We start from the raw sequence: 23,857 nt of genomic DNA on the forward strand, positions 1-23,857 counted from the left end.
ACTAACCGGCCTTTCGATGTCGCGGTGCCGCGTCGGGTGCCGCGGCCTCGGGCATGAAGGCCCGGCGGAGGAGATATTGCTGGCAGAGGGTCCACACGGCGTTCGTCGCGAAGTACACCAGGACCACGATCGGCAGGATCGCCCCGCTCACCAGCGCACCCACCGGGAACACACACAGCGACAACGTCCGCATCACCGAGGCCGTCGGGTTGTCGGCTGACAGGGGCGTGAGGCGAGCGGTGCAGTGTGTGGCGAGCGCGGCGATCACCACCAGCGCCACCACGAACACAGCCGCCGACGCGCCGGCCCCGAACAGCGTCGCCGACAACGGCGCACCGAACAGGCGGGCATCGAGAAAGGCCCGGACCTCGTCGGCACCGAAGAAGTAGTTCGCGGTGGCCGCGTTGACCTCCGGCGACAACGGTGTGCTCGTCGCGGTGAACGGGCCGACGGCGAACGCCCCGGTGCGGTCGAACGAGCGCAGCACATGGAACAGGCCGAGGAAGACGAAGGCCTGCGCGATCATCGGCCCGAAACCCGCGAACAGGCGCACGCCGTGCTCGCGGTGCAGCCGGCGGATCTCGGTCGTCTGGGCGAGCGGATCGTCCTTGTGGGTGCGGCGGATGCTGTCGATGCGTGGTTGCAGTGTGCGCAGAACCGCTTGCGAGCGGGCTTGGCGCAGCGCTGTCCTGACCAGCAGCGCGCGCACGGTGACAACGAGTGCAAAGACGGCGATCAGCCAGGTGATGCCGGTGGCCGGGCCGAAGGCGAGGGCCGAGAGCTGATGCCAGCACCACAGGAGTGCGGACACGGGGAAGTACACGAAATCGAGCATGGCGGAACGACCTGTCCGAAGGGCGTGCGCGACGGCACGGCAGGGGAGTGGGATCACGGAATCCGACAGGCGCGCGGCCCGTCAGCGGTGATCGACTCCCGGTGCTCGAGGACGTGGGCGACCGGCGCCGTCCGGATTGCTCTGCGGCAGGAACGCGCCACGCAGCCTGCGCTGCGCCGAACGGGGCGGACCGGCACACGCGACTCGGACGGGCACGTGCCTGCCGCTGGTGACGGCGACCAGCGCGCACACCATGGCGGCCGCCAGCGCGCCGAAGGCGAGCATGCGCGCGGTCTCGCCGCCGGGGGTCGTCATGAGCACGAAGGCGGGCAGCACGCACGCGAGAACCGCGTACGCCAGAATCATCGCCCGTGCCTGCACGCCGCCGAGCATACCGGCGCGCCCGCACTGTGCCGATGGATCGAGGCCCGTGCTCCGAGCGGCACGTGATCGCGCTACGCTGGTGCGGAACCGGACCGTGGTCACCGGTTGCTGGAACGCGATGTCACGGTCAGTTTTGTGCCGCGTATCGTTGGCACTGTGATCGCATCATCCGCGCAGGCCGAGCAGACCGCAGGCGACGGGCGCGCCACCCGTTGGCAGGGCCACAAGGCCCGGCGCCGCACGGAGATGATCGATGCCGCCATCGAGGTCATCGAGGAACACGGCAACGAGATCTCGGTGCAGCTGATCGCCGAACATCTCGGACTGCCGAGACCGGTGGTCTACCGCCACGTCGGCGGGCGCTCCGAACTCGACGCCCTGGCCCGCAGGCGCATCCTCGATCTGCTGCTCGCCGAACTGCTGCCGACCCTGCGCCCCGACGGCACCCTCAAAGAGGTGGTGCGCGCGGTGATCCGCACCTACCTCGGCTGGATCGAACGCCACCCGAACCTGCACCGCTTCCTCAGCGACGCCGCACCACAAGTGGAGGGCGCCCCCACGCTGTCGCCCGCGGGCCGGGAGATGGGCGGTCAGCTGGCCGACATGTTCTCCGCGACCCTGGCCCGGTTCGGCATCGATCCGGCACGCGCCCGGCCGATGGCGCTGGCCGTGGTCGGCCTGGTCGACGCGGTGATCGCCGGCTGGCGGGCCGAACCGGAACCGGTGCTCGGCGCCGAGCAGATCCAGGGCATCCTCACCGAATCGGTGCTGTCGCTGCTGGAGGGCAACGCGCGCAGCCTCGGTGTTCCGCTGCAACGGGACTCGCTCGTCGCGGACCTGCTCGTCACCCCCGAGGCGGCCCCGCCGCCCGAGGACCGGCTGCGCTGAGCGTCAGCCGCGGGCCAGCGCGGTGTAGGTGCGCTGCCACAGCCACTCCACCGGCCCGCGCTCGAACCGCCGCAACCACAGGTGGGCGAAGCAGGCGATGAGTGCGACCACCAGCAGGTAGATCCCGATCGTGAACGGCACGCGCGCACCGTCGGACACCCGGGCCGCCAGCCCGAAGCCCCATCCGTAGCACAGGATTCCGGCGATCAGATTCTGCAGGATGTAGCAGCTCAGCGCGGTGCGGCCGACCTCGCTCAGGCGTGCCCCGGTGAACCCCACGCGCGGATCGCGCAGGTAGTAGGCGGCGACGGCGGCGAGGATGCCGAGCGCCACGAACGGCGCGGTGCCGTACCGGGTGAACAGGACCAGGTCACCACCGCCGAACACGCCGACCGCGAAGTCCACCGGCGCGGCGACGCCGAAACCGATCACCATGAGCCACCGGCGAATTCGCGCGCCCTCGGCCCGGAACACGCCCGCCCGGTACAGGTGGGCGCCGAGCAGGAACAGCGCGATCGACATCGGGAAGACGAAGATCGTCTCGATGCGGAAGGTGAGGGCGTTGTCGATCCGGAAGGCGACAAGCTCCCAGAACGAGCCGTCCGCGTAAGGGTTCGGGTCGAGCGTCGAGGGGGTGGCGCGCGTGTCGTCCGGTTCGACGGCGAGTGCGGCCGCGAGCAGCGTGAGCATGCTCACGTGCACGGCGCTCGCCACGATCACCCAACGGCGTTGCGCGCGTTCACTTGTCGCCAGTAGGTAGGCCACGACGAGACCGGTGACCGCGTACCCCATCAGCACGTCGAATTCCGCGACGAGCAGGAAGTTCAGCAAACCGTCCAGGAACAGCAACGCCGCCCGGATCGGATACTTCCCCGGCCAGCTCCGGCCCGCCCGCCGGGCGGAATCCTGCTGGATCGCCAGCCCGATCCCGAACATCACCGTGAGCAGACCGAGGAATTTCCCCTGCGCGAACTGCTGTAGCACCCGCTCGGTCCACATCCACCCACCCTCGGCGGCCGCACCGAGCCCGTCGAGATATCCGACGAGGCCCTCGGGATCGGTGAAGATCCACACATTGGTGCCGAGCGTGCCCAGAATCGCGATGCCACGCAACACATCCAGCGCGGGCAACCGCCGTGGCGCCGCCTGCACCGCGGTCTCGGTCCGCGTAACGATCTCACTCATGATCCGAGTATCGCGAGCGACGGCTCGGATCGGATCGCCCGCGAGGACCACCGGAGGTCCCCCGTCCGGGGGACCTCGACCCCCATCGATGAGCCGTGCCGGAGGCCTGAGGCGACCCCGTGGGGCCGAGATGACGGTGCGGGGGTGGCACGTCGCCTAGGCTCGACAGCATGCAGCGCATCATCGGAATCGAGGTCGAGTACGGCATCTCGACCCCCACGGAGCCGACGGCCAACCCGATCCTCACCTCCACCCAGGCCGTTCTCGCCTACGCGGCCGCCGAAGGGGTGCCGCGCGCCAAGCGCACCCGCTGGGACTACGAGGTGGAATCCCCGCTGCGTGACGCACGCGGTTTCGACCTCAGCCGGATGAGCGGGCCCGCCCCGGTCATCGACGCCGACGAGGTCGGCGCGGCCAACATGATCCTCACCAACGGGGCCCGGCTCTACGTCGACCACGCCCACCCGGAGTACTCCGCGCCCGAGGTCGTCGACCCGCTCGACGCCGTCATCTGGGACAAAGCGGGCGAACGGGTCATGGAGGCCGCCGCGCGCCACGCCTCGAGCGTGCCGGGCGCACCGCGCCTGCAGCTGTACAAGAACAACGTCGACGGCAAGGGCGCCTCTTACGGCACCCACGAGAACTACCTGATGAACCGTGATACGCCGTTCAGCCACATCATCGCCGGTCTCACCCCGTTCTTCGTCTCCCGCCAGGTGATCTGCGGGTCCGGCCGGGTCGGCATCGGCCAGTCCGGTGACCACGCGGGCTTCCAGCTGTCCCAGCGCGCCGACTACATCGAGGTCGAGGTCGGTCTCGAGACCACCCTCAAGCGCGGCATCATCAACACCCGCGACGAACCGCACGCCGACGCGGACAAGTACCGGCGCCTGCACGTCATCATCGGTGATGCCAACCTCGCCGAGATGTCGACTTATCTCAAGGTCGGCACCACCGCGCTGGTGCTCGATTTGATCGAGGCGGGCGAGGACCTCTCGGAGTTCCAGCTGGCCCGACCCGTCACCGCCGTGCACCAGATCAGCCACGATCCCACCCTGCGCGCCACCGTGGCCCTCGCCGACGGCCGCGAGCTGACCGGCCTTGCGCTGCAACGTCTCTACCACGAGCGGGTCGCCAAGTTCATCGACCGCGAAGGCAACGACGACCCGCGCGTGCGCGACATCGTCGAGAACTGGGCCATGGTGCTCGACCTGCTCGAGCGCGACCCGATGGAATGCGCCAATCTACTCGACTGGCCGGCCAAACTGCGCCTGCTCGAAGGCATGCGCAGCCGTGAGGGCCTGGGCTGGGCCGCCCCGAAACTGCACCTGATGGACCTGCAGTACTCCGATGTGCGCCTGGACAAGGGCCTCTACAACCGCCTGGTGGCGCGCGGGTCGATGAAGCGCCTGGTCAGCGAGCAGGATGTGCTCGACGCCATGACCAACCCGCCGACCGACACCCGCGCCTACTTCCGCGGCGAGTGCCTGCGCCGCTTCGGTGCCGATATCGCCGCCGCCAGTTGGGATTCGGTGATCTTCGATCTCGGTGGCGATTCGCTGGTCCGCATCCCGACGCTGGAGCCGCGGCGCGGTACGAAAGCCCACGTAGGCAAGCTGCTCGAGGCCGCGGAATCGGCGGCCGATCTCGTCGAACAGCTCACCCACTGAGGCGAGCAGCAGCACGACCGGGCGACAATACGATCGCTAATCGACCATGTTGTCGGATCTGCTCGGTAGGGTTGAAGAACGAGCACGATCATTGAGTGGAAGAGGAGGTCGGCTGCCATGGCACAAGAGCAGACCAAGCGCGCCGGGGGTGGCGACGAGGACGAGGGCCCCGAGGGCGACGGTGCGGCAGGACAGGAGCGGCGCGAGAAGCTCGCGGAGGAAACCGACGACCTGCTCGACGAGATCGATGATGTGCTCGAGGAGAACGCCGAGGACTTCGTGCGGGCATATGTGCAGAAGGGCGGCCAGTGACCTCAGGTGACCCGTTGCGTCTGCACCCAGGTCGGACGCTCTCCTCGTTCACCGAACATCTCCGCATGCACGCGCCGGACCTGTTGCCCGCCAACAGGTTCGGCGGCAGCGAGCTCGTCGGCGCGGATTTCGCGCCGCACGGCACGACCATCGTCGCGGTCAACTACCGCGGCGGTGTGCTGATCGCGGGCGATCGCCGCGCCACCCAGGGCAACCTGGTGGCCTCGCGCGACATGGAGAAGGTGTACATCACCGACACCTTCTCGGCCGCGGGCATCGCCGGTACGGCCGGGCTCGCCGTGGAGATGGTGCGGTTGTTCGCGGTGGAACTCGAGTACTACGAGAAGATCGAAGGGGTCTCGCTCACCTTCGACGGCAAGGCCAACAAGCTGTCGAAGATGGTGCGTGAGAACCTGCCCGCCGCCATGCAGGGACTCGCGGTGATCCCGCTGCTCGTCGGCTACGACGATCAGGTCACCGACCCCGACAAGGCCGGGCGGATCGTGTCCTACGACGTGGTCGGTTCGCGCAGCGAGGAACGGTTCGGCTACACCGCCGTCGGCTCGGGCTCGAACTTCGCCAAGTCCTCGCTCAAAAAGCTCTACCGGCGCGGACTCGACGCGGACCAGGCGCTGCGGATCGCGGTGGAATCGCTGGTCGATGCCGCCGACGACGACAGTGCCACCGGCGGGCCCGACGCGTTGCGCGGGATCTACCCGACGGTGGTGACCATCGACGCCGAGGGCGCGGCCGATGTCACCGAGGAACGTCTCGGTGAGGTCGCCGCGGCGATCGCGGCCGACCGGGAAGCCGCAGTGAACGGGGGTGCCAGCGCATGACGCTGCCTTACTACGCGTCCGCCGAGCAGATCATGCGGGACAAGACCGAACTGGCCCGCAAGGGCATCGGTCGGGGCCGCAGCGTGGTCGTGCTGGTGTACGACAAGGGTGTGCTGTTCGTCGCCGAGAACCCGTCGGCGACCCTGCACAAGATCAGCGAGCTCTACGACCGCATCGGGTTCGCCGCGGTCGGTAAGTACAACGAGTTCGAGGCCCTGCGCCGCGGCGGCATCCTGCAGGCCGATCTGAAGGGGTACCAGTACGACCGGCGCGATGTCACCGGTCGTTCGCTGGCCAATCTCTACGCCCAGAGTTTGGGTTCGATCTTCACCGATCAGCTCAAGCCCTACGAGGTGGAGCTGTGTGTGGCCGAGGTCGGGTACCCGGAACAGGCGCCGACCTCGGTGCTGTACCGCATCACCTTCGACGGGTCGATCGTCGACGAACGCGAGTTCGTCGTGATGGGTGGCACCACCGAACCCATCGTCACCGCGCTCAAGGCCGCCTACAAGCCGGGGCTCACCCTGGACGAGGCGTTGAAGGTGGCGATCGGCGCGTTGCAGGCCGGTCAGCCCGAAGCCGACAAGGACAAGCGTTCGCTCGGTGTCGCCTCGCTCGAGGTGGCCACCCTCGAACAGGCACGTCCGCGCCGGGCGTTCCGGCGCCTGCAGGGCGCCCCGCTCGAGCAGGCCCTGGCCGGGACCACCGGCAAGAAGGTGACCGAGGCGAAGCTGCCCGAACCCGAGGACGGTTCGGACGGCTGACGCCTGGGTGAAGATCGTGATCGGGCCCGTGAACCACCTCGGTTCACGGGCCCGACCTCGTCGTGGGCACACGGTCGTTCGCTGTCCGAATCGTTGTGAACACGTATGCGAATGGGATCTCAGAGCGCCGCGCGGGTACTGGTCATAGCTGTAGTGTCGATAGTGTGCAGCGACGAATCATGGGGATCGAGACCGAGTTCGGTGTGACGTGCACCTTCCACGGTCACCGTCGGCTGTCCCCCGACGAGGTGGCCCGGTACCTGTTCCGCCGGGTGGTGTCCTGGGGCCGTAGCTCTAATGTCTTCCTTCGCAACGGTGCCAGGTTGTACCTCGACGTCGGATCGCATCCCGAGTACGCCACGGCCGAATGCGACAGCCTGGTGCAGCTGGTCACCCACGACCGGGCCGGTGAGCGGGTGCTCGAAGAGCTGCTCATCGACGCCGAACAGCGGTTGGCCGAAGAAGGCATCGGCGGCGACATCTACCTGTTCAAGAACAACACCGACTCCGCGGGCAACTCCTACGGCTGCCACGAGAACTTCCTCGTGGTGCGTGCCGGCGAGTTCTCCCGGATCTCGGATGTGCTGTTGCCGTTCCTGGTGACGCGTCAGCTCATCTGCGGCGCCGGCAAGGTGCTGCAGACGCCGAAGGCGGCCACCTTCTGCCTGTCGCAGCGCGCCGAGCACATCTGGGAGGGTGTGTCCTCGGCGACCACCCGGTCGCGCCCGATCATCAACACCCGCGACGAACCGCACGCCGACGCCGAGAAGTACCGGCGCCTGCACGTGATCGTCGGCGACTCGAACATGGCCGAACCGACGACGATGCTCAAGGTGGGCACCGCCTCGCTGGTGCTGGAGATGATCGAGGCCGGGGTATCGTTCCGCGACTTCGCCCTCGACAACCCGATCCGCGCCATTCGCGAGGTGAGCCACGACCTCACCGGCCGCCGACCCGTGCGGCTGGCGGGCGGACGGCAGGCCAGTGCGCTCGAGATCCAGCGTGAGTACTACGCGCGGGCCGTCGACCACCTGCGCAACCGGGACCGCGACCCGCAGATCGATGCGGTCGTCGACCTGTGGGGCCGCACGCTCGACGCGGTCGAGGCGCAGGACTTCGCCAAAGTCGACACCGAGATCGACTGGGTGATCAAGCGCAAGTTGTTCCAGCGGTACCAGGACCGGTACAGCATGGAACTGTCCGATCCCAAGATCGCCCAGCTGGACCTCGCCTACCACGACATCAAGCGTGGACGTGGGGTGTTCGACCTGCTGCAGCGTAAGGGACTGGCGAAGCGGATCACCGAGGACGAGGCGGTGGACGCCGCGGTCGAGACGCCGCCGCAGACCACCCGCGCCAAGTTGCGGGGTGACTTCATCACCGCGGCGCAGGAGGCCGGTCGCGACTTCACTGTCGACTGGGTGCATCTGAAGCTCAACGATCAGGCGCAGCGCACCGTGCTGTGCAAGGACCCGTTCCGGTCGGTCGACGAACGAGTCGATCGGCTGATCGCCTCGATGTAGGCGAACCCCCACAGACGGGGGGACCGACAAAACCGGTGGCGCATGGGAGCGAATGCGTAGGCGCCACCGGTTTTGTGCTGTGCGGAGGAGCTGAGGTTGTCGGCGCCGCTACGCCGCTGTCGGCCAGTGCCGGGGATCAGTCGGCGACAATCGCCGCATAGGTGGTCTGTAGCCCCGCGATGAACGCTGTCAGTGCCAATTCGAAGCTGTCGTCGTCGATTTCGTCGGCGATCGCGCGGAGCAGGTGGGCCTGGTTCAGGTGGGGGTAGCGGTCGCGGTAGACCTGGACGTCGTCGGCGAAACCGCCGGCGAACGAGCCGACCGTCGAGCCCATCACCAGGTAGCGGGTCGCGGCGCCGATCATGGTGGCGTAGCGGGGCGGCCAGCCTGCCCCGACGAGGCCGCCGTGGACGGCGTCGGCGGCGCGCAGATTCTCGGTGCGGCGGCCGGGGCCCGCGGCGAGGTACGGCACGAAGTTGGGGTGGGCGGCCAGGGCGGCTCGGTAGCTGCGGGCCCACGCGGCCAGCGCCTCGTCCCAGGTCGCGGTGTCGAAGGCCGAGGTGTCGACGCGGCTCATGATGCGGGCGGCGATGTCGTCGAGCAGCTCGTCCTTGTTGGGGTAGTGGCCGTAGAGCGAGGCGGCCTGCACGCCGAGTTCGGCGGCCAGCTTGCGCATGGAGACCTCGGCCAAGCCGTCGCGGTCGATCAGGGCCAGCGCGGCCTCGCGGATGCGCTCGCGGCTCAACAGCGGTACGCGCGGCCTGGCCAATGCGCCTTCCTCTCCTGCGGGAACTCCTCGGGACACGAACCGTATCACCGCGGGCGGAGAACACCTCTTGATTAACCGAACGCCGTTAGGATACGGTGCCCGGGTAAACCTAACGCTGTTTGGTTCAGGAGTGTCCTGTGGATTTCCAACTCTCGTCGGCGCACAGTGATCTGCGCGATCTCGCCCGCAGCTGGGTGGACAAGGAGGTCGTGCCGCATGCGACGCGGTGGGACCGGGAGGAATCGGTCGACCCGGCGATCGTGGGCAAACTCGGCGCGATGGGGTTCCTCGGCATCGGGATCGACGAGGAATTCGGTGGGTCCGGCGGCGACATGCTCGCCTACTGCGTGCTGCTCGAGGAACTGGGTCGCGGTGACAGCGCGGTGCGCGGCATCGTGTCGGTCTCGCTCGGCCTGGTCGGCAAGTCGATCGCGACCTACGGCACCGAGGAGCAGAAGCGCCGGTTCCTGCCGTCGCTGTGCGAGGGCGAGCGACTCGGCTGTTTCGCGCTGACCGAGCCGGGCACCGGCTCCGACGCGGCCGGCCTGGTCACCCGCGCGACCCGCGAGGGCGACGACTGGGTCATTTCCGGCACCAAGATCTTCATCACCAACGGCACCTGGGCCGACATCGCCCTGGTGTTCGCTCGCACCGGCGGTCCGGGTCCGAAGGGGATCACCGCGTTCCTCGTGCCCACCGACGCGCCGGGTTTCGGCCGGACCGAGATCAAGGGCAAACTCGGGCTGCGTGGCCAGGCCACCGCCGAACTCGTCCTCGACGGCGTGCGTGTCTCCGACGCGAATCGGTTGGGAGAGCTCGGCCAGGGTTTCCGTATCGCGATGGGCGCGCTGGACAAAGGCCGCATCGGCGTCGCCGCGGGGTGCGTGGGTGTGGCGCGGGCTTGCCTGGAGGCGTCGGTGCGTTACGCCGGTGAACGCGAGCAGTTCGGCAAACCGATCGCGGGCTATCAGCTCGTGCAGGAACTGCTGGCCGACATCGCGGTGGAAACCGAGGCCGCGCGACTGCTCGCCTGGCGCGCGGCCGACCTCGTCGACCGGGGTGAGCCGTTCGGTACCGCCGCCTCGATGGCGAAGCTGTTCGCCTCCGAAGCCGCGGTGAAAGCCGCGAACAACGCCATCCAGGTGTTCGGTGGGTACGGCTACATCGACGAATACCCCGTCGCCAAGTATCTGCGCGACGCCCGCGTGCTCACCCTCTACGAGGGCACGACCCAGATCCAGAAACTGCTCATCGGCCGCGCCCTCACCGGCGTGAACGCCATTGTCTGACACAGGAGTACGACTCATGCCCTCGAGAACTGCCTTCGTGACCGGGGCCGCGCGCGGTATCGGCGCGGCGACCGCGGCGCGCCTGGCCGAGGACGGCTACGCGGTGGCCGTGGTCGACCTCGACCCCGACGCCGCGATGGAGGCCGCCGGAAAGATCAACGCCGCGGGCGGCACCGCGATCGGCATCGGCTGTGATGCGTCCGACGAGACCCAGGTCGCCGACGCGGTGGCCCGCACCGTCGCCGATCTCGGGTCCCTCGATGTGCTGGTGAACAACGCGGGCGTGCTGCGCGACAACCTGCTGTTCAAGATGTCGGTCGACGACTGGGACACCGTCATGTCCGTGCACCTGCGCGGCGCGTTCCTGTGCAGCCGGGCGGCGCAGAAACACATGGTGGACAACCGAAGTGGGGCCATCGTCAACACCTCGAGTGTGTCGGCGCTCGGCAATCGCGGCCAGGCCAACTACGCCGCGGCCAAGGCGGGTATCCAGGGACTCACCCGGACGCTGGCGATGGAACTCGGCCCGTTCGGTATCCGGGTCAACGCGGTGGCGCCGGGCTTCATCGCCACCGAGATGACCGCGGCCACTGCCGAACGGATGGGTGTGAGCGCCGAGGACTTGCAGGCGAAGACCGCCGAGATCACCCCGTTGCGGCGCGTCGGCACCCCCGCCGACATCGCGAACGTGGTCGCGTTCCTGGCCTCCGACGACGCCGGATTCGTCACCGGGCAAACCCTGTACGTCGACGGCGGACGCCGTCTCTGAATCGCGGAGATCATCATGCAGCGAACAGTTTTCACCGACGAGCACGAAGCGTTTCGTAAGACGGTACGCGCGTTCGTCGAGTCGCGGGTCGTTCCCGTGTACGACCAGTGGTACGAGGCGGGCATCGTGCCGCGCGAGTTCTACCGCGAGCTGGCCGAGCTGGGTGTGTTCGGGATCGAAGTGCCCGAGGAATACGGTGGCGCCGGTATCGAATCGTTCAAGTTCCAGGCCGTCCTGCTCGAGGAAACGGCTCGTGCGGGTGTGTCTTTCGGTGGGTCCGGTGTGCACGTGGGGCTGTGCCTGCCCTACCTGAAGAACCTCGCCACCGAGGAACAGAAGCACCGCTGGCTGCCGGGTTTCGTGTCGGGCGAGATCATGTTCGCCATCGCCATGACCGAACCGGGCACCGGCTCCGACCTCGCCGGAATGCGCACGACCGCCCAATTGTCCGAGAACGGTACGCATTACGTGCTCAACGGCGCGAAGACGTTCATCACCGGCGGGGTACACGCCGACCGCGTGATCGTCTGCGCACGCACCGCGCCGCCCTCGGATACCGATCGCAGACACGGGATCTCGCTGTTCGCGGTCGACACGACCTCGCCGGGGTACGCGGTCGGGCGCAAACTGGACAAGCTCGGGCTGAAAGTGTCCGACACGGCGGAACTGTCCTTCACCGATGTGCGGGTGCCGGTGTCGGATCTGCTGGGTGAGCCGCACCAGGGGTTCGGTTATCTGGGGCAGAACCTGCCCCAGGAGCGGCTGTCGATCGCGCTCGGTGCCTACGCGCAGGCGAAGGCGGCGATCCGGTTCGCCCTCGAATACACCAGGGACCGCAAGGTTTTCGGTCAGCCGGTGGCGCAGTTCCAGAACACCAAGTTCGAGCTGGCCGCCTGCCAGGCCGAGGTCGACGCGGCCGAAGCGGTGGTGGACCGGGCCCTCGACGCGCTCGACAGCGGCGAGCTCACCCCCGCCGACGCCGCGTCGGCCAAACTGTTCTGCACCGAGGTGGCCTCGCGCGTGATCGACCGCTGCCTGCAACTGCACGGCGGCTACGGCTATATCACCGAATACCCGGTGGCGCGCTTGTACGCCGACAACCGGGTGAACCGGATCTACGGCGGCACCAGCGAGGTGATGAAGATGATCATCGCCAAGAACATGGGTCTGTGATGGCCACCGCGTACCTGGTCGACGGTGTGCGAACTCCCTTCGGCCGGTATGGTGGCGCACTGGCCGAGGTGCGGCCCGACGACCTGGCCGCCCACGTGATTTCCGCTCTGGTGCAAAGGTTTCCCGCTGTGGACTGGGCAGCCGTCGACGATGTGGTGTTCGGCTGCGCCAATCAGGCGGGTGAGGACAACCGTAACGTCGCGCGGATGGCGGCGCTGCCGGTCGGCGTGCCGGGCGTCACCGTGAACCGTCTGTGCGCCTCGGGGCTGGATGCGGTGGGGTACGCGGCACGCGCGATCCGGGCCGGAGATGCCGACCTCGTGATCGCCGGCGGGGTCGAGTCCATGACGCGGGCACCCTATGTGCTGCCCAAAAACGCCGTGCCCTGGGATCGCTCGACCCAGCTGGCCGATACCACCCTCGGCTGGCGGCTGGTGAATCCGCGCCTGCACGAGCGGTACGGCACCGACACCATGCCCGAGACAGCCCAGCACGTCGCCGACGAGCACGGCGTTACCCGCGCCGATCAGGACGCCTTCGCCCTGCGCTCGCAGCAGCGGGCGGCGACCGCGATCGCGCGCGGGCGCCTCGCCCGCGAGATCACGCCGCTCCCGGTCGCGCAGCGGCGGGGCGAACCGGTCGTCGTCGAGCGCGACGAACATCCTCGCGAGACCAGCGCCGACAAGCTCGCCGCCCTGCCACCGGTGGTGGCGGGGGGCTCGATCACCGCGGGCAACTCCTCGGGCATCAACGACGGTGCCGCGGCGGTCCTGCTCGCCTCCGAAGCCGCCGTACACCGCTACGGTCTCACCCCGCTCGCCCGCGTAGGTGCGGTCGCGGCGGCGGGCGTGCCGCCGCGCACGATGGGCATCGGGCCGGTTCCGGCGGTCGGCAAGCTACTCGCGAGAACGGGTCTCGGCATCGGTGACGTCGACGTGATCGAGCTGAACGAGGCCTTCGCCGCCCAGGCGCTCGCGGTGGTGCGGGCGCTCGGTCTGCCCGACGACGCCGAGCACATCAACCCGAACGGCGGGGCGATCGCCCTCGGCCATCCGCTCGGGGCAAGCGGTGCCCGGCTGGCACTCACCGCGGCGATCGAACTGGCCGAACGCGACGCGCACCACGCGATCGCCACCCTGTGCGTCGGCGTGGGCCAAGGTCTGGCCGTCCACCTGCACCGGTGATCGGCCCGCACAACCGCCGAGCGTGTCGCCATCCGATCGCGCCCGCGACACGCCCGCACCCGGGCGAAACGTCCGGCCGCCACGCACAACTGCCCGACCCGCGTGGCACCGGCCTGATCGGCCTCGATATCGGCACCGATATCGGCCACCGTCGTGCAACCCGACGGCCCCGCCCAGCCCCACCCGCAATCCATGACGATCCCGACCCGGTCGGAGTTGTTTCTCGCCCATCACCGCAACAATGTCCGCTCGCACCAGCGGGTTCGGACAACACCTCGCCGACGTCGTCGAATTCAGGAGCACCCGTGAACGCCACCCTCTCCCTGGCGAGCATCCTCGCCGAACCCGCCCGCCGCCGCCCCGAGCACCTCGCCCTGATCGAGGGCGAACACCGCATCACCTTCGCCGATCTGTGGCGGCAAGCCCGTGCGCAGGCCGCCGCGCTGATCGCGCGTGGTGTGAAACCCGGTGACCGGGTGGCGCTGCTGTGCCCGAACACCGCCGATTTCCCGCGTGCCTACTTCGCCGTGCTGGCCGCGGGTGCCACGGTGGTGCCGGTGCATCTGCTGCTCACCGCGCCGGAGATGGAATACGTCCTGCGCGACAGCGGCGCCCGCCTGCTGATCTGCCACCCGATGGTCGCGCAGACCGGTGGCGAGGCCGCGCGGGCCGCCGGAATCGAGGTGGTGGCGCCGCAAGACCTTGTCGGCGAGCCGATCCCGAACTTCGTCGCGCGTGGGCCGCTCGACACGGCCGTGGTGTTCTACACCAGCGGCACCACCGGCACCCCCAAGGGCGCCGAGCTGAGCCATCTCAACATGGTGATGTGCGCGACGGTGAACACCTTCGACGCCAACGAGATCCACCGCGACGACATCGCCCTCGGCGCCTTGCCGCTGTTCCATGTGTTCGGGCAGACCGTGTCGATGAACTCGCACTGGCGCGTCGGCGGCACCCTGGTGCTGATGCCGAGATTCGACGCCGCGCGGGCGATCGCATTGATGACGGCCGAACGGGTCAACCTCTTCCACGGGGTGCCGACCATGTACCTGTCGCTGATCGAGGCCGCCGCGACCGCGACCGGGCTCCCGGCACTGAAGCTCTGTGTCAGCGGTGGTGCCGCACTGCCGGTGTCCGTGCTCGAGGAGTTCGAACGGCTCTTCCGGGCGCCCGTGCTCGAAGGGTACGGCCTGTCGGAGACCTCACCGACGGCCGCGGTGAATCAGCCGGTGTACGGAACCGAGGCAGGCACCGTCGGGCACCCGGTATGGGGTGTCGACGTGGAGATCGCCGACCCGGACATCGCCGACCGCATCGAGCTGCTGCCGGTCGGCGAGGTCGGGGAAGTGGTGGTGCGCGGACACAACGTGTTCAGCGGCTACACCGGCAAGCCCGAGGCGACCGCCGCCGCCGTGATCGACGGCTGGTTCCGCACCGGCGACCTCGGCACCCGCGACGAGACCGGCCGGATCCGGATCGTCGACCGCATCAAGGAGATGATCCTGCGCGGCGGTTTCAATGTGTACCCGACGGAGGTCGAGGCAGCACTGATGCGGCATCCACGCATCGCCCAGGTGGCTGTCATCGGGGTGCCCGACGAGCACTACGGCGAGGAGATCGTCGCGGTGGTCGTGCCCGACGGTGCAGTGAGCGAGCAGGAGGTGATCGACTTCGCCAGATCCCGGGTCGCCAAGTACAAATACCCGCGTCGCGTCGAGTTCGTCACCGAACTCCCGCTCGGGCCGACGCACAAAGTGCTCAAGCGGGAATTGCGGCAGCGTTTCGGTTCCGGGGAATGACCGATGCCGTGGCGAGAAACCGCTCGTCGTGCCACGCTCGGAGGACAGGTACTTCTCGCCATCGATGCAGGAGGTATGGATGAAGCTGGCCGCCGTCACGATCGACTGTCCCGACCCGGATGCGCTCGCCGAGTTCTACGCGCGGGCCACCGGCTTCGAGCGCAGCCCCGACTCCGATCCCGAGTACATCGAGCTGACCGGCCCGAACGGAGTGTCACTCGGCTTCGAACGTGTCGCCGACTACCGCCCACCGCAGTGGCCGGGACAGCAGACACCCCAGCAGTGCCACCTCGATTTCGCGGTCCCGGACCTCGACGAAGGAGAAGCCCGGCTGCTGACGCTCGGCGCCACCAAAGCCGAGGTGCAACCGGAACCGGATCGCTGGCGTGTCCTCATCGATCCGGCGGGGCACCCGTTCTGCTTGGTGATCGACGGCGCCTGAGGCCGGTCGACGGCAATCGTGCGCCGACGCGCGAGCCGACGCCCTCGACCATTACCCTCTAACGGGTGGCGATATCCAAGGTCGAGCGGCTGATGAATCTGGTCATCGCGCTGTTGTCGACCCGGCAGTTCCTGAGCGCGGAACGTATCCGTGACAGCGTGGCAGGTTACGAGGAGTCCGCGACCGACGAGGCGTTCAGCCGGATGTTCGAGCGTGACAAGAACGAACTCCGCGACCTCGGCATCCCGCTGGAAGTAGGTCCGGTGGGTCGCTTCTCGACGCTGGAGGGCTACCGGATCAATCGCGACGCCTACGAACTGCCCGATATCGACCTGTCCAGCGAGGAAGCCGCCGCTGTCGCCGTCGCCGTGCAGATGTGGGCGTCGCCGGAACTGGCCGGTGCCGCCGAAGGCGCATTGCTGAAGTTGCGGGCGGCCGGTGTCACCGTGGAGACCGACAATGTTGGCGTCTCGGTGCCGGCGGTGCCCGCCCGCACGCGAGGCTCCGAACCGGTGCTGCGCGAACTGCTCGCCGCCATCGACGCGGGACAGGCCGTGCGGTTCGGGCACCACAGCGCCGTCACCGACCCGTTCGTCACCCGCGATGTCGAACCGTGGGGTGTCGTCACCCGCCACGGTCGCTGGTACCTGGTCGGCCACGACCGGGAACGCGACGCCGTGCGCACGTTCCGGCTCTCGCGGATCGGGGGCGAGGTGAAGGCGTACGGGCCGGTCAACGCGGTACACAAACCGGCCGACGCCGACCTGCGCGCCATCGTCGACCGGGTCACCGGCGACGCGCCTGTCACCGGGACAGCCACCGTGTGGGTCGCCAAGGGTCGCGGCCGCGAACTGCGCCGCATCGGCACCGAAGTCGACACCCGTGACCTCGGCGGCCGCCCGGGCTCGGTGCTCGAGGTCCCGGTGCGCTCACGCGACTGGGTGGCCCGGCTCATCACCGGTCTCGGCCCCGATGTGCTGGTGCTCGATCCACCGGAATTGCGCGCCGACGTGATGAACCGGCTACGGTCGGTACTGGACCACACGGAGGTGACATCGTGAGTTCGCGCCTGTCCCTACGACTTTCACGCCTGCTGAACATGGTGCCCTACCTGCTCGCGCACCCCGGCATCAGCGCCGCCGAGGCCGCGGCCGAACTGGGCGTCACCACCAAGCAGCTGATGAGCGACCTCAACCAGCTGTGGATGTGCGGGCTGCCCGGCTACGGCCCCGGCGACCTCATCGACCTGTCGTTCTCCGAGGAGAGCATCGAGGTCACCTTCTCGGCCGGCATCGAACGCCCGCTGCGCCTGACCTCCACCGAGGCCACCGCGCTGCTGGTGGCGCTGCGCTCGATCGTCGAGATGCCGGGCATGGTCGACCCGACCGCCGCGCACGCCGCGATCGCCAAGATCGAATCCGCCATCGCGGGCGGCGATGTCAGTCGCCCGCCCGCGCAGGTGCCCGTCGAACGGCCGGTGGTGGCCACCGTGCGCGCCGCCCTCGCCGACGCGCACGCACTGCGCCTGGTCTACTACTCGGCCAGCCGCGACGAGGTCTCCGAACGCGTCGTCGACCCGATCAGGGTCGTGCTCGTCGACAACAACAGCTACCTGCAGGCCTGGTGCCGCCAGGCCGAAGGCGTCCGGCTGTTCCGGTTCGACCGCATCGAGGACGCCACCGAACTCGACGAACCGGCCCGCCCACCGAGCCACGCCGCCGCCGACGCCGCCGCGCTCGACCTGTTCCAGGACGACCCCGACGTTCCACTGGCCCGCTTACGCATCCGCGCGGATTACGCCTGGGTGCTCGACCAGTACCCGATGCACCGCATCCGGTCGCGCCCCGACGGCAGCATCGAAGCGGGCATGCGGTTCGCCTCGGCCGACTGGATGGCACGGCTGCTGCTCGGGTTCGGCACCGGCGTGAGTGTGCTCGGACCGCCCGAACTTGTCTCGGCGGTGCGTGAGCGCGCCGATGCCGCCCTGGCCGCCTACGCGGCGGCCGGACTGCTGGGGGAGACCGAACCCGCGTGAGTCAGCGAGTCCTCGTCCTCGGCGCGGGTAGCGTCGGGGTTTTCGTCGGTGGTCAGCTGGCCGCGGCGGGTATGGAAGTCATCTTCGTCGGACGTCAGCGGGTCCTCGACGACATCGCCGAACACGGTCTGCGCCTGACCGACCTCGACGGCGGCGCCACCGAAGTCGGCCCCGACCGGTTCGGGCTGGCGCTCGCCCCCGACGAACCCGAACGCGCCGACCTCGTCCTGGTCACCGTGAAATCCGCCGACACGGCCGCCGCCGCGCGCGCCGTCGCGGGCCGATTACGCCCGGGCACCCCGGTGGTGAGCCTGCAGAACGGCATCGGCAACGACACCGTCATCCGCGAGATCCTGCCGACCAGTGTGGTCCTGGCGGGCATGGTGATGTTCAACGTGGTGCACCGGGGCGAGGGCCGGTTCCACCGGGCCAGCGACGGTGTCGTCGCCGTCCAGGACGACCCGGTCGTCGACCGGTTCGCCGACCGCTTCCGCGAGGCCGGCCTGCCGCTGCGACGCCACCGTGACCTGCGGCCCGTCCAGTGGGCCAAACTTCTGCTCAACCTCAACAACCCGATCAACGCGCTGTCGGGCAGGCCGCTGCGCGAGGAACTGGCCGACCGCGACTACCGGCGCTGCCTCGCCCTCACCCAGTCCGAAGCCCTCGCGGTGATGAACACTGCGCGAATTCGGCCCGCTCAGCTCACCCCGGTGCCACCGGAACTGATGGTGCATCTGCTGCGCGTTCCCGACTCGCTGTTCCGGCGGGTGTTCGGTCGGGTCCTCGCCATCGACCCGGTGGCGCGGTCATCGATGGCCGACGACCTGGCACGTGGCAAACGCACCGAAATCGCTTGGCTGTGTGGGGAAATCGTGCGCCTCGGCGAGATGGTCGGACGGCCGACACCGGTCAACCGCAGGCTCGTGGAACTGATCCGCGCCGCCGAATCCGGCGACGAACGACGCTTCAGCGGCAGCCGCCTGTTCGCCGAACTGACCGCCGCCGCACGCGCCGTCGCCCGTTGAACGGGTGGCGAACACCTCCACGGGCGCGGGTCCACGAAACTCCGCGCACAGGTAGCATCGGTAATCACCACAGTCTTTGGAGGTAACTCATAATGGGAACGTTCAGCTGGTCGCACCTGCTGATCATCGCGCTGCTGTTCGTCCTGCTCTTCGGTGCGAAGCGGCTGCCGGACGCGGCGCGCGGTCTCGGCCGGTCGCTGCGGATCTTCAAGAGCGAGGTCGGGCAGATGCAGGCCGAGTCCTCGGCCACGACCACCGCGCCCACCGACGCGGCGCCACAGCAGCAGCTGCCCGCCTCGGCTCCGCAGGTCCAGGCCACCCCGGTCGCGCAGCCGCAGCCGCAGCACAAGACGCTCTGACCCACGCATTCACCCCGGGGCGGTAGCGGCCGCTCCGGGGCGCCGTGCTGTTTGCCGAGCATCCGCCGAACCGAGGGTTAGAGGCCACACCAACCATGCGCATCCCGTTCGATCCACGGCGCAGCAAGCGCAGGACGAATCCCGACGGCACCATGTCGTTGGTCGAGCACCTGCAGGAGCTGCGCACCCGGTTGCTGCTCGCCCTCGCCGCCATCGCGGTCACGACCCTGCTCGGTTTCTTCTGGTACGCCACCCCGCTGTTCGGGCTCGACAGCCTCGGCGAGATCCTGCGCGGCCCCTACTGTGAGCTGCCCGCCTCCGCCCGCGCCACCCTCACGCCCGACGGCGCCTGCCGACTGCTCGCGACCGGGCCGTTCGAACAGTTCATGCTCCGCCTGAAGGTCGGTTTCACCGCCGGTGTGGTGCTTGCCGCGCCGTTCTGGCTGTATCAGCTGTGGGCGTTCATCACCCCCGGCCTCTACGCCAAGGAACGCCGGTACGCCTTCGGGTTCGTCGGTGCGGGATCGGTGCTGTTCGTCACCGGTGCCGTGCTCGCCTACGTCGTCGTGTCGCATGCCCTGTCGTTCCTGCTCACCATCGGTGACAACGTGCAGATCACCGCGCTCAGCGGTACGCAGTACTTCGGGTTCATCATCCAGCTGCTCATCATCTTCGGTGTCAGCTTCGAGACGCCCCTGATCGTCATCGGGCTCAACCTCGTCGGCGTGCTGCCGTACGCGAAGCTCAAGGCGTGGCGGCGCGGCATCGTGTTCGGCCTGTTCGTCTTCGCCGCGATCGTCACCCCGCAGGACCCGTTCTCGATGCTCGCGCTCGCACTGGCACTGACCGTGCTGTTCGAGCTGGCGGTGCAGTTCGCCCGTTTCAACGACGCGCGCCGGGCCAGGCGTGCGGCCGCCGACGGCCTGGCCGGGCTGTCCGACGACGAGGCGTCGCCGCTCGGCACGCCCGATCCGGTCGCGCCGAGCGGACCCGTCGAGGACGCACGGAAAACCGAGCGACCGGTGTCGGACTACTCCGATACGCTCTGAGATGTGACCGATTCTCCCGCGCGGACCAGCGAGTTGGCGCAGTTCGCCAGCGAAATCTCGTTCGACCTCGACCCCTTCCAGCGCACCGCGTGCGAGGCATTGGAAGAGGGGCACAGCGTGCTGGTCTGCGCGCCCACCGGTGCGGGTAAGACCATCGTCGGCGAGTTCGCCGTGCACCTGGCTCTCGCCTCGGGCGGCAAGTGCTTCTACACCACGCCGATCAAGGCGCTGTCGAACCAGAAGTTCGCCGACCTCACCGCCCGCTACGGTCGCGACAGCGTCGGCCTGCTCACCGGCGACCAGTCCATCAACCCCGACGCGCCCGTGGTCGTGATGACCACCGAGGTGCTGCGCAACATGCTCTACGCCTCCTCCGACGCGCTGCGCGGACTGTCGTATGTCGTCATGGACGAGGTGCACTACCTGGCCGACCGGTTCCGCGGCGCGGTGTGGGAGGAAGTGATCCTGCATCTGTCGCCCGATGTGCGGCTGGTGAGCCTGTCGGCGACGGTGTCGAACGCCGAGGAGTTCGGCGCGTGGATGGAGACGGTGCGCGGCGACACCGCGGTGGTGGTCGACGAGACGCGCCCGGTGCCGCTGTGGCAGCACGTGATGGTCGGCAAGCGGATGTTCGACCTGTTCGACACGAAATCCAGCGATCAGAAGGTCCTCGTCGACGAGGACCTGGTCCGGTTCATCCGGCAGCGCGAGGCCAGTGACCGCATGCACGGGTACGGCGGTCCGCGCGGCCGCGGCGCTCGGGGCAATTTCCGGCCGTTGCCGCGCCCGGAGGTGCTGGCCCGCCTCGACGAGGAAGGGCTGCTGCCTGCCATCACCTTCATCTTCAGCCGGGCAGGCTGCGACGGCGCGCTGGCCCAATGCCTGCGTGCCCGACTCGATCTGAGCAGGCCGGGCGACGCCGAGGTCGTCGACGAGATCATCGAAAGACACACCGGCGACCTGCCCAAGGCCGATCTCGAGGTGCTCGGGTACTGGGAATGGCGCGAGGCGCTGCAGCGCGGGCTCGCCGCCCACCACGCGGGCATGCTGCCCGCCTTCCGGCACACGGTGGAGGAACTGTTCGTCAAGGGCCTCGTGCGGGCCGTGTTCGCCACCGAGACCCTTGCCCTCGGTATCAACATGCCCGCCCGCACGGTGGTGCTCGAGCGCCTGGTGAAGTTCAACGGCGAGACGCACGCCGAACTCACCCCCGGCGAGTACACCCAGCTCACCGGTCGCGCGGGCAGGCGCGGTATCGATGTCGAAGGCCACGCGGTGGTGCTGTGGCAGCCGGAGGTCGACACCAGCGCGGTCGCCGGTCTGGCCTCCACCCGCACCTACCCGCTGCGCAGTTCCTTCCGGCCCGGCTACAACATGTCGATCAACCTGATCGACCGGATGGGCGCCGAAGACGCCCGCAACCTGCTGGAACGGTCCTTCGCCCAGTTCCAGGCCGACCGCTCGGTGGTCGGGCTGGTGCGCGGTATCGAGAAGAACCAGGGCGCGTTGCGCAAGCTGGAGAGCCAGCTCGGCGGCGTCGACGGTGACTTCATGGAGTACCTGTCGCTGCGGGACCGGATCAAGCAGCGCGAGCGCGACATCCAGCAGCAGGGCCGGGCCGATCGGCGCGGCGCCGCGGTGCGCGCGCTGATCGAATTGCGGCGCGGCGATGTGGTCGCGATCCCGTCGGGCAAGCGCGCCGGGCTCGCGGTGATCCTCGAACCCGATCAGACCCCCGGCGACCCACGACCTCTGGTGTTGACCGAAGACCATTGGGCCGGAAGGATTTCCGCCGCCGACTTCCCCGTCCCCGCTGAACCCCTCGGGCACATGCGGTTGCCGCGCCGGGTCGACCACCGCACCGCCCGCATCCGCCGCGACCTCGCCTCGGCGCTGCGCGGAACCGGCATCTCGGCGCCCGGCCGTGGCAGGCGCAGGCGCAACGATCACGCCCGCGCGGGCGAGGACCGTCAGCTGGCCACCCTGCGCCGCAGCCTGCGCGCCCACCCCGCGCACAGCAGGCCCGACCGCGAACAGCTCAGCCGCATCGGCGAGCGCTACGCGCGGCTGGCCCGCGAGACCGAGTCGATGCGCCAGAAGGTTGCCGCGACGACGAATTCCCTCGCGCGCACCTTCGACCGCATCGTCGGCCTGCTCCAGGAACGCGGTTTCGTCGAGCACGGTGAAGTGACGCCCGACGGCAGGCGGCTGGCCCGCATCTACGCCGAAAGCGACCTGGTCGTCGCGGAATGCCTGCGGCAGGGGCTGTGGCGCGGACTCGGTCCCGCCGAGCTCGCCGGAGTGGTGTCCGCGCTGGTGTACGAATCGCGGCAGGAGTCCGGCTTGCTCACCGCGCACGGCCCGACCGACCCCATCCGGCGCGCGGTCGCCGCGACCATCGAGGTGTGGGGGCAGTTGCGTGCCGACGAGGCGAGGCACAAGCTGCCGCCAACCCGCGAACCCGACCTCGGTTTCGTGAACGGCGTGTACAAGTGGGCGCGCGGTGACGCGTTGGCCGAGGCGTTGCTGGCCAGCGGCGATCAGAGCAGCGTGATGTCGGCGGGCGACTTCGTGCGCTGGTGCAGGCAGGTGATCGACCTGCTCGACCAGATCCACAACACCGCCGACGACACCGAGATCGCGAGCACCGCGGCCAAAGCCGTGCGTGCCGTTCGACGGGGTGTCGTCGCGGTGGACGCCGCGTAGATGTTTCGTCTGTGATTTGATTTCCTGGCGTAGCCGGCCTGGCGCGGGGGGCTACCGTGTGTACAACTATGCGAGTGGAGGCGAGTGGATGAGCGGCCCGTACGGACCGAACGGCCCAGGGGAGGGGAGCAACGATCCCACCCAGCACTGGGGGGGTCAGCAGGGGGCCGGTGGCGCCGGTCCCACCCAGCACTGGGGTGGTGCGGCTCAGCCGCCGCAGCAGCCGCCCCAGGGCGCCCAGCCGACCCAGCAGTGGGGTGACCCCAACGCCGGACAGCAACCGCAGCAGCAGTGGGGCCAGCCCCAGCAGCCGCAGCAACCCCAGCAGCAGTGGGGTCAGCCGCAGCAACCCCAGCAGCCGCAGCAGTGGGGTCAGCCGCAGCCGCAGCCGCCGACGGGTCCGCAGCAGCAGTGGGGCCAGACCCAGCCGCCGCCGCAGGACTGGAACGCGCAGCAGCCCGCAGGCGCCCAGCAGTGGGGCCAGCAGCCGCAGCAGCAGTGGGGTCAGCAGCCGCAGCAGGGTCCAGGGGGCAAGGGTAAGGGCAAGGGCCTGATCATCGGCCTCGTCGTGGCCGGTGTGCTGGTGATCGCCGCCGTGATCGGCCTGCTGCTCGTCGTGTTCTCGGCCGACGAGCTCGACCAGTCGGCGGTGCAGGACGGTGTCTCCTCGGTGCTCACCGGCTCCTACGGCATCGCGGATGTCTCCGATGTGTCGTGCCCGTCGGGTCAGAAGGTCGAGGTCGACGCGACGTTCACCTGTGACCTGAAGGTCAGCGGTGAGGACAAGAAGGTCACCGTGAAGATCACGAAGGAAGACGGTACCTACGAGGTCGGCCGCCCCAACTAGGCTGTCGTACC

General features: G+C 68.9%; 23 protein-coding genes. 19 read left to right on the forward strand and 4 right to left on the reverse strand.

From position 1 onward, the window contains the following. Position 1 precedes the first annotated feature (1 nt). Both yidC and NI2_RS17375 read right to left on the reverse strand, forming a co-directional pair. The gene (yidC, locus tag NI2_RS17370) at positions 2 to 835 is read right to left on the reverse strand and encodes a membrane protein insertase YidC (protein WP_067492087.1); all 834 of its coding nucleotides are present in this window, start codon (positions 833 to 835) and stop codon (positions 2 to 4) included. Positions 836 to 916: 81 nt separating this feature from the next. Further along, positions 917 to 1,216 (reverse strand): DUF6412 domain-containing protein, encoded by a 300-nt coding sequence (locus NI2_RS17375; protein WP_243749665.1) that lies wholly within the window; start codon positions 1,214 to 1,216, stop codon positions 917 to 919. Positions 1,217 to 1,375: 159 nt separating this feature from the next. Between NI2_RS17375 and NI2_RS17380 the strand changes: the two genes are divergently transcribed. Next, entirely contained in the window at positions 1,376 to 2,107 is a 732-nt protein-coding gene (locus NI2_RS17380; protein ID WP_243749664.1) for a TetR/AcrR family transcriptional regulator, read from the forward strand. 3 nt (positions 2,108 to 2,110) lie between these two features. Here the strand turns inward: NI2_RS17380 and NI2_RS17385 are convergent, their stop codons facing one another. Beyond that, positions 2,111 to 3,292 (reverse strand): DUF418 domain-containing protein, encoded by a 1,182-nt coding sequence (locus tag NI2_RS17385; RefSeq protein ID WP_067492192.1) that lies wholly within the window; start codon positions 3,290 to 3,292, stop codon positions 2,111 to 2,113. 170 nt (positions 3,293 to 3,462) lie between these two features. Here NI2_RS17385 and dop point away from each other — a divergent pair, with 170 nt between their 5' ends. The 5 genes from dop to pafA all read left to right on the forward strand — a co-directional run bounded on the left by dop (position 3,463) and on the right by pafA (position 8,400). Beyond that, positions 3,463 to 4,962 carry a depupylase/deamidase Dop gene (dop, locus tag NI2_RS17390; protein ID WP_067492089.1) on the forward strand — a complete coding sequence of 500 codons (1,500 nt, stop codon included), beginning with the start codon at positions 3,463 to 3,465 and terminating at the stop codon, positions 4,960 to 4,962. A gap of 117 nt (positions 4,963 to 5,079) precedes the next feature. After that, positions 5,080 to 5,274 carry a ubiquitin-like protein Pup gene (locus NI2_RS17395; RefSeq protein ID WP_067492090.1) on the forward strand — a complete coding sequence of 65 codons (195 nt, stop codon included), beginning with the start codon at positions 5,080 to 5,082 and terminating at the stop codon, positions 5,272 to 5,274. Positions 5,275 to 5,339: 65 nt separating this feature from the next. Beyond that, positions 5,340 to 6,113 carry a proteasome subunit beta gene (gene prcB, locus NI2_RS17400; protein WP_084456337.1) on the forward strand — a complete coding sequence of 258 codons (774 nt, stop codon included), beginning with the start codon at positions 5,340 to 5,342 and terminating at the stop codon, positions 6,111 to 6,113. After that, a complete protein-coding gene (gene prcA, locus NI2_RS17405) occupies positions 6,110 to 6,877 on the forward strand; it encodes a proteasome subunit alpha (RefSeq protein ID WP_067492092.1) in 768 nt (255 codons plus the stop codon). The genes prcB and prcA overlap by 4 nt, the downstream gene beginning before the upstream one ends. Positions 6,878 to 7,041: 164 nt before the next feature. Beyond that, complete coding sequence (gene pafA / locus NI2_RS17410; protein ID WP_181696425.1) at positions 7,042 to 8,400, forward strand: Pup--protein ligase; 1,359 nt, start codon at positions 7,042 to 7,044, stop codon at positions 8,398 to 8,400. Positions 8,401 to 8,536: 136 nt separating this feature from the next. Here pafA and NI2_RS17415 read toward each other — a convergent pair whose 3' ends face one another. After that, positions 8,537 to 9,169, reverse strand: coding sequence for a TetR/AcrR family transcriptional regulator (locus tag NI2_RS17415; RefSeq protein ID WP_067492094.1), 633 nt, complete (start codon positions 9,167 to 9,169; stop codon positions 8,537 to 8,539). Positions 9,170 to 9,306: 137 nt separating this feature from the next. On the opposite strand from NI2_RS17415, the gene NI2_RS17420 reads away from it, so the two are divergent. From NI2_RS17420 to NI2_RS17480, 13 genes are all read left to right on the forward strand, one after another. Beyond that, the gene (locus NI2_RS17420) at positions 9,307 to 10,458 is read left to right on the forward strand and encodes an acyl-CoA dehydrogenase family protein (protein ID WP_067492095.1); all 1,152 of its coding nucleotides are present in this window, start codon (positions 9,307 to 9,309) and stop codon (positions 10,456 to 10,458) included. A gap of 16 nt (positions 10,459 to 10,474) precedes the next feature. Further along, positions 10,475 to 11,227, forward strand: coding sequence for a 3-oxoacyl-ACP reductase FabG (fabG, locus tag NI2_RS17425; RefSeq protein ID WP_067492096.1), 753 nt, complete (start codon positions 10,475 to 10,477; stop codon positions 11,225 to 11,227). A gap of 15 nt (positions 11,228 to 11,242) precedes the next feature. Further along, positions 11,243 to 12,400 carry an acyl-CoA dehydrogenase family protein gene (locus NI2_RS17430; RefSeq protein ID WP_067492097.1) on the forward strand — a complete coding sequence of 386 codons (1,158 nt, stop codon included), beginning with the start codon at positions 11,243 to 11,245 and terminating at the stop codon, positions 12,398 to 12,400. Then, a complete protein-coding gene (gene pcaF / locus NI2_RS17435) occupies positions 12,400 to 13,584 on the forward strand; it encodes a 3-oxoadipyl-CoA thiolase (RefSeq protein ID WP_067492098.1) in 1,185 nt (394 codons plus the stop codon). Before NI2_RS17430 ends, pcaF begins: the two co-directional genes overlap by 1 nt. Before the next feature lie 305 nt (positions 13,585 to 13,889). Continuing rightward, on the forward strand, positions 13,890 to 15,383 hold the full coding sequence (locus NI2_RS17440; RefSeq protein WP_067492099.1) for a long-chain-fatty-acid--CoA ligase: 1,494 nt from the start codon (positions 13,890 to 13,892) through the stop codon (positions 15,381 to 15,383). 79 nt (positions 15,384 to 15,462) lie between these two features. Next, positions 15,463 to 15,825, forward strand: a complete 363-nt coding sequence (locus NI2_RS17445) for a VOC family protein (RefSeq protein WP_208115299.1) — start codon at positions 15,463 to 15,465, stop codon at positions 15,823 to 15,825. Positions 15,826 to 15,890: 65 nt separating this feature from the next. After that, a complete protein-coding gene (locus NI2_RS17450) occupies positions 15,891 to 16,886 on the forward strand; it encodes a helix-turn-helix transcriptional regulator (protein WP_084456314.1) in 996 nt (331 codons plus the stop codon). Further along, positions 16,883 to 17,860, forward strand: coding sequence for a helix-turn-helix transcriptional regulator (locus NI2_RS17455; protein ID WP_067492100.1), 978 nt, complete (start codon positions 16,883 to 16,885; stop codon positions 17,858 to 17,860). Before NI2_RS17450 ends, NI2_RS17455 begins: the two co-directional genes overlap by 4 nt. Beyond that, positions 17,857 to 18,885 carry a 2-dehydropantoate 2-reductase gene (locus NI2_RS17460; RefSeq protein WP_067492101.1) on the forward strand — a complete coding sequence of 343 codons (1,029 nt, stop codon included), beginning with the start codon at positions 17,857 to 17,859 and terminating at the stop codon, positions 18,883 to 18,885. Before NI2_RS17455 ends, NI2_RS17460 begins: the two co-directional genes overlap by 4 nt. A 92-nt stretch (positions 18,886 to 18,977) precedes the next feature. After that, the gene (gene tatA / locus NI2_RS17465) at positions 18,978 to 19,244 is read left to right on the forward strand and encodes a Sec-independent protein translocase subunit TatA (RefSeq protein WP_067492102.1); all 267 of its coding nucleotides are present in this window, start codon (positions 18,978 to 18,980) and stop codon (positions 19,242 to 19,244) included. A 95-nt stretch (positions 19,245 to 19,339) separates the two neighbouring features. Then, on the forward strand, positions 19,340 to 20,293 hold the full coding sequence (tatC, locus tag NI2_RS17470) for a twin-arginine translocase subunit TatC (RefSeq protein ID WP_067492103.1): 954 nt from the start codon (positions 19,340 to 19,342) through the stop codon (positions 20,291 to 20,293). 3 nt (positions 20,294 to 20,296) lie between these two features. Further along, entirely contained in the window at positions 20,297 to 22,999 is a 2,703-nt protein-coding gene (locus tag NI2_RS17475; RefSeq protein ID WP_067492104.1) for a DEAD/DEAH box helicase, read from the forward strand. Between the two features lie 88 nt (positions 23,000 to 23,087). After that, on the forward strand, positions 23,088 to 23,846 hold the full coding sequence (locus NI2_RS17480; protein ID WP_067492195.1) for a DUF4333 domain-containing protein: 759 nt from the start codon (positions 23,088 to 23,090) through the stop codon (positions 23,844 to 23,846). Positions 23,847 to 23,857: the final 11 nt, after the last annotated feature.

This window comes from Nocardia ignorata NBRC 108230, from assembly GCF_001612905.1.
In the GTDB taxonomy this organism is placed as follows: Bacteria; Actinomycetota; Actinomycetes; order Mycobacteriales; family Mycobacteriaceae; genus Nocardia; species Nocardia ignorata.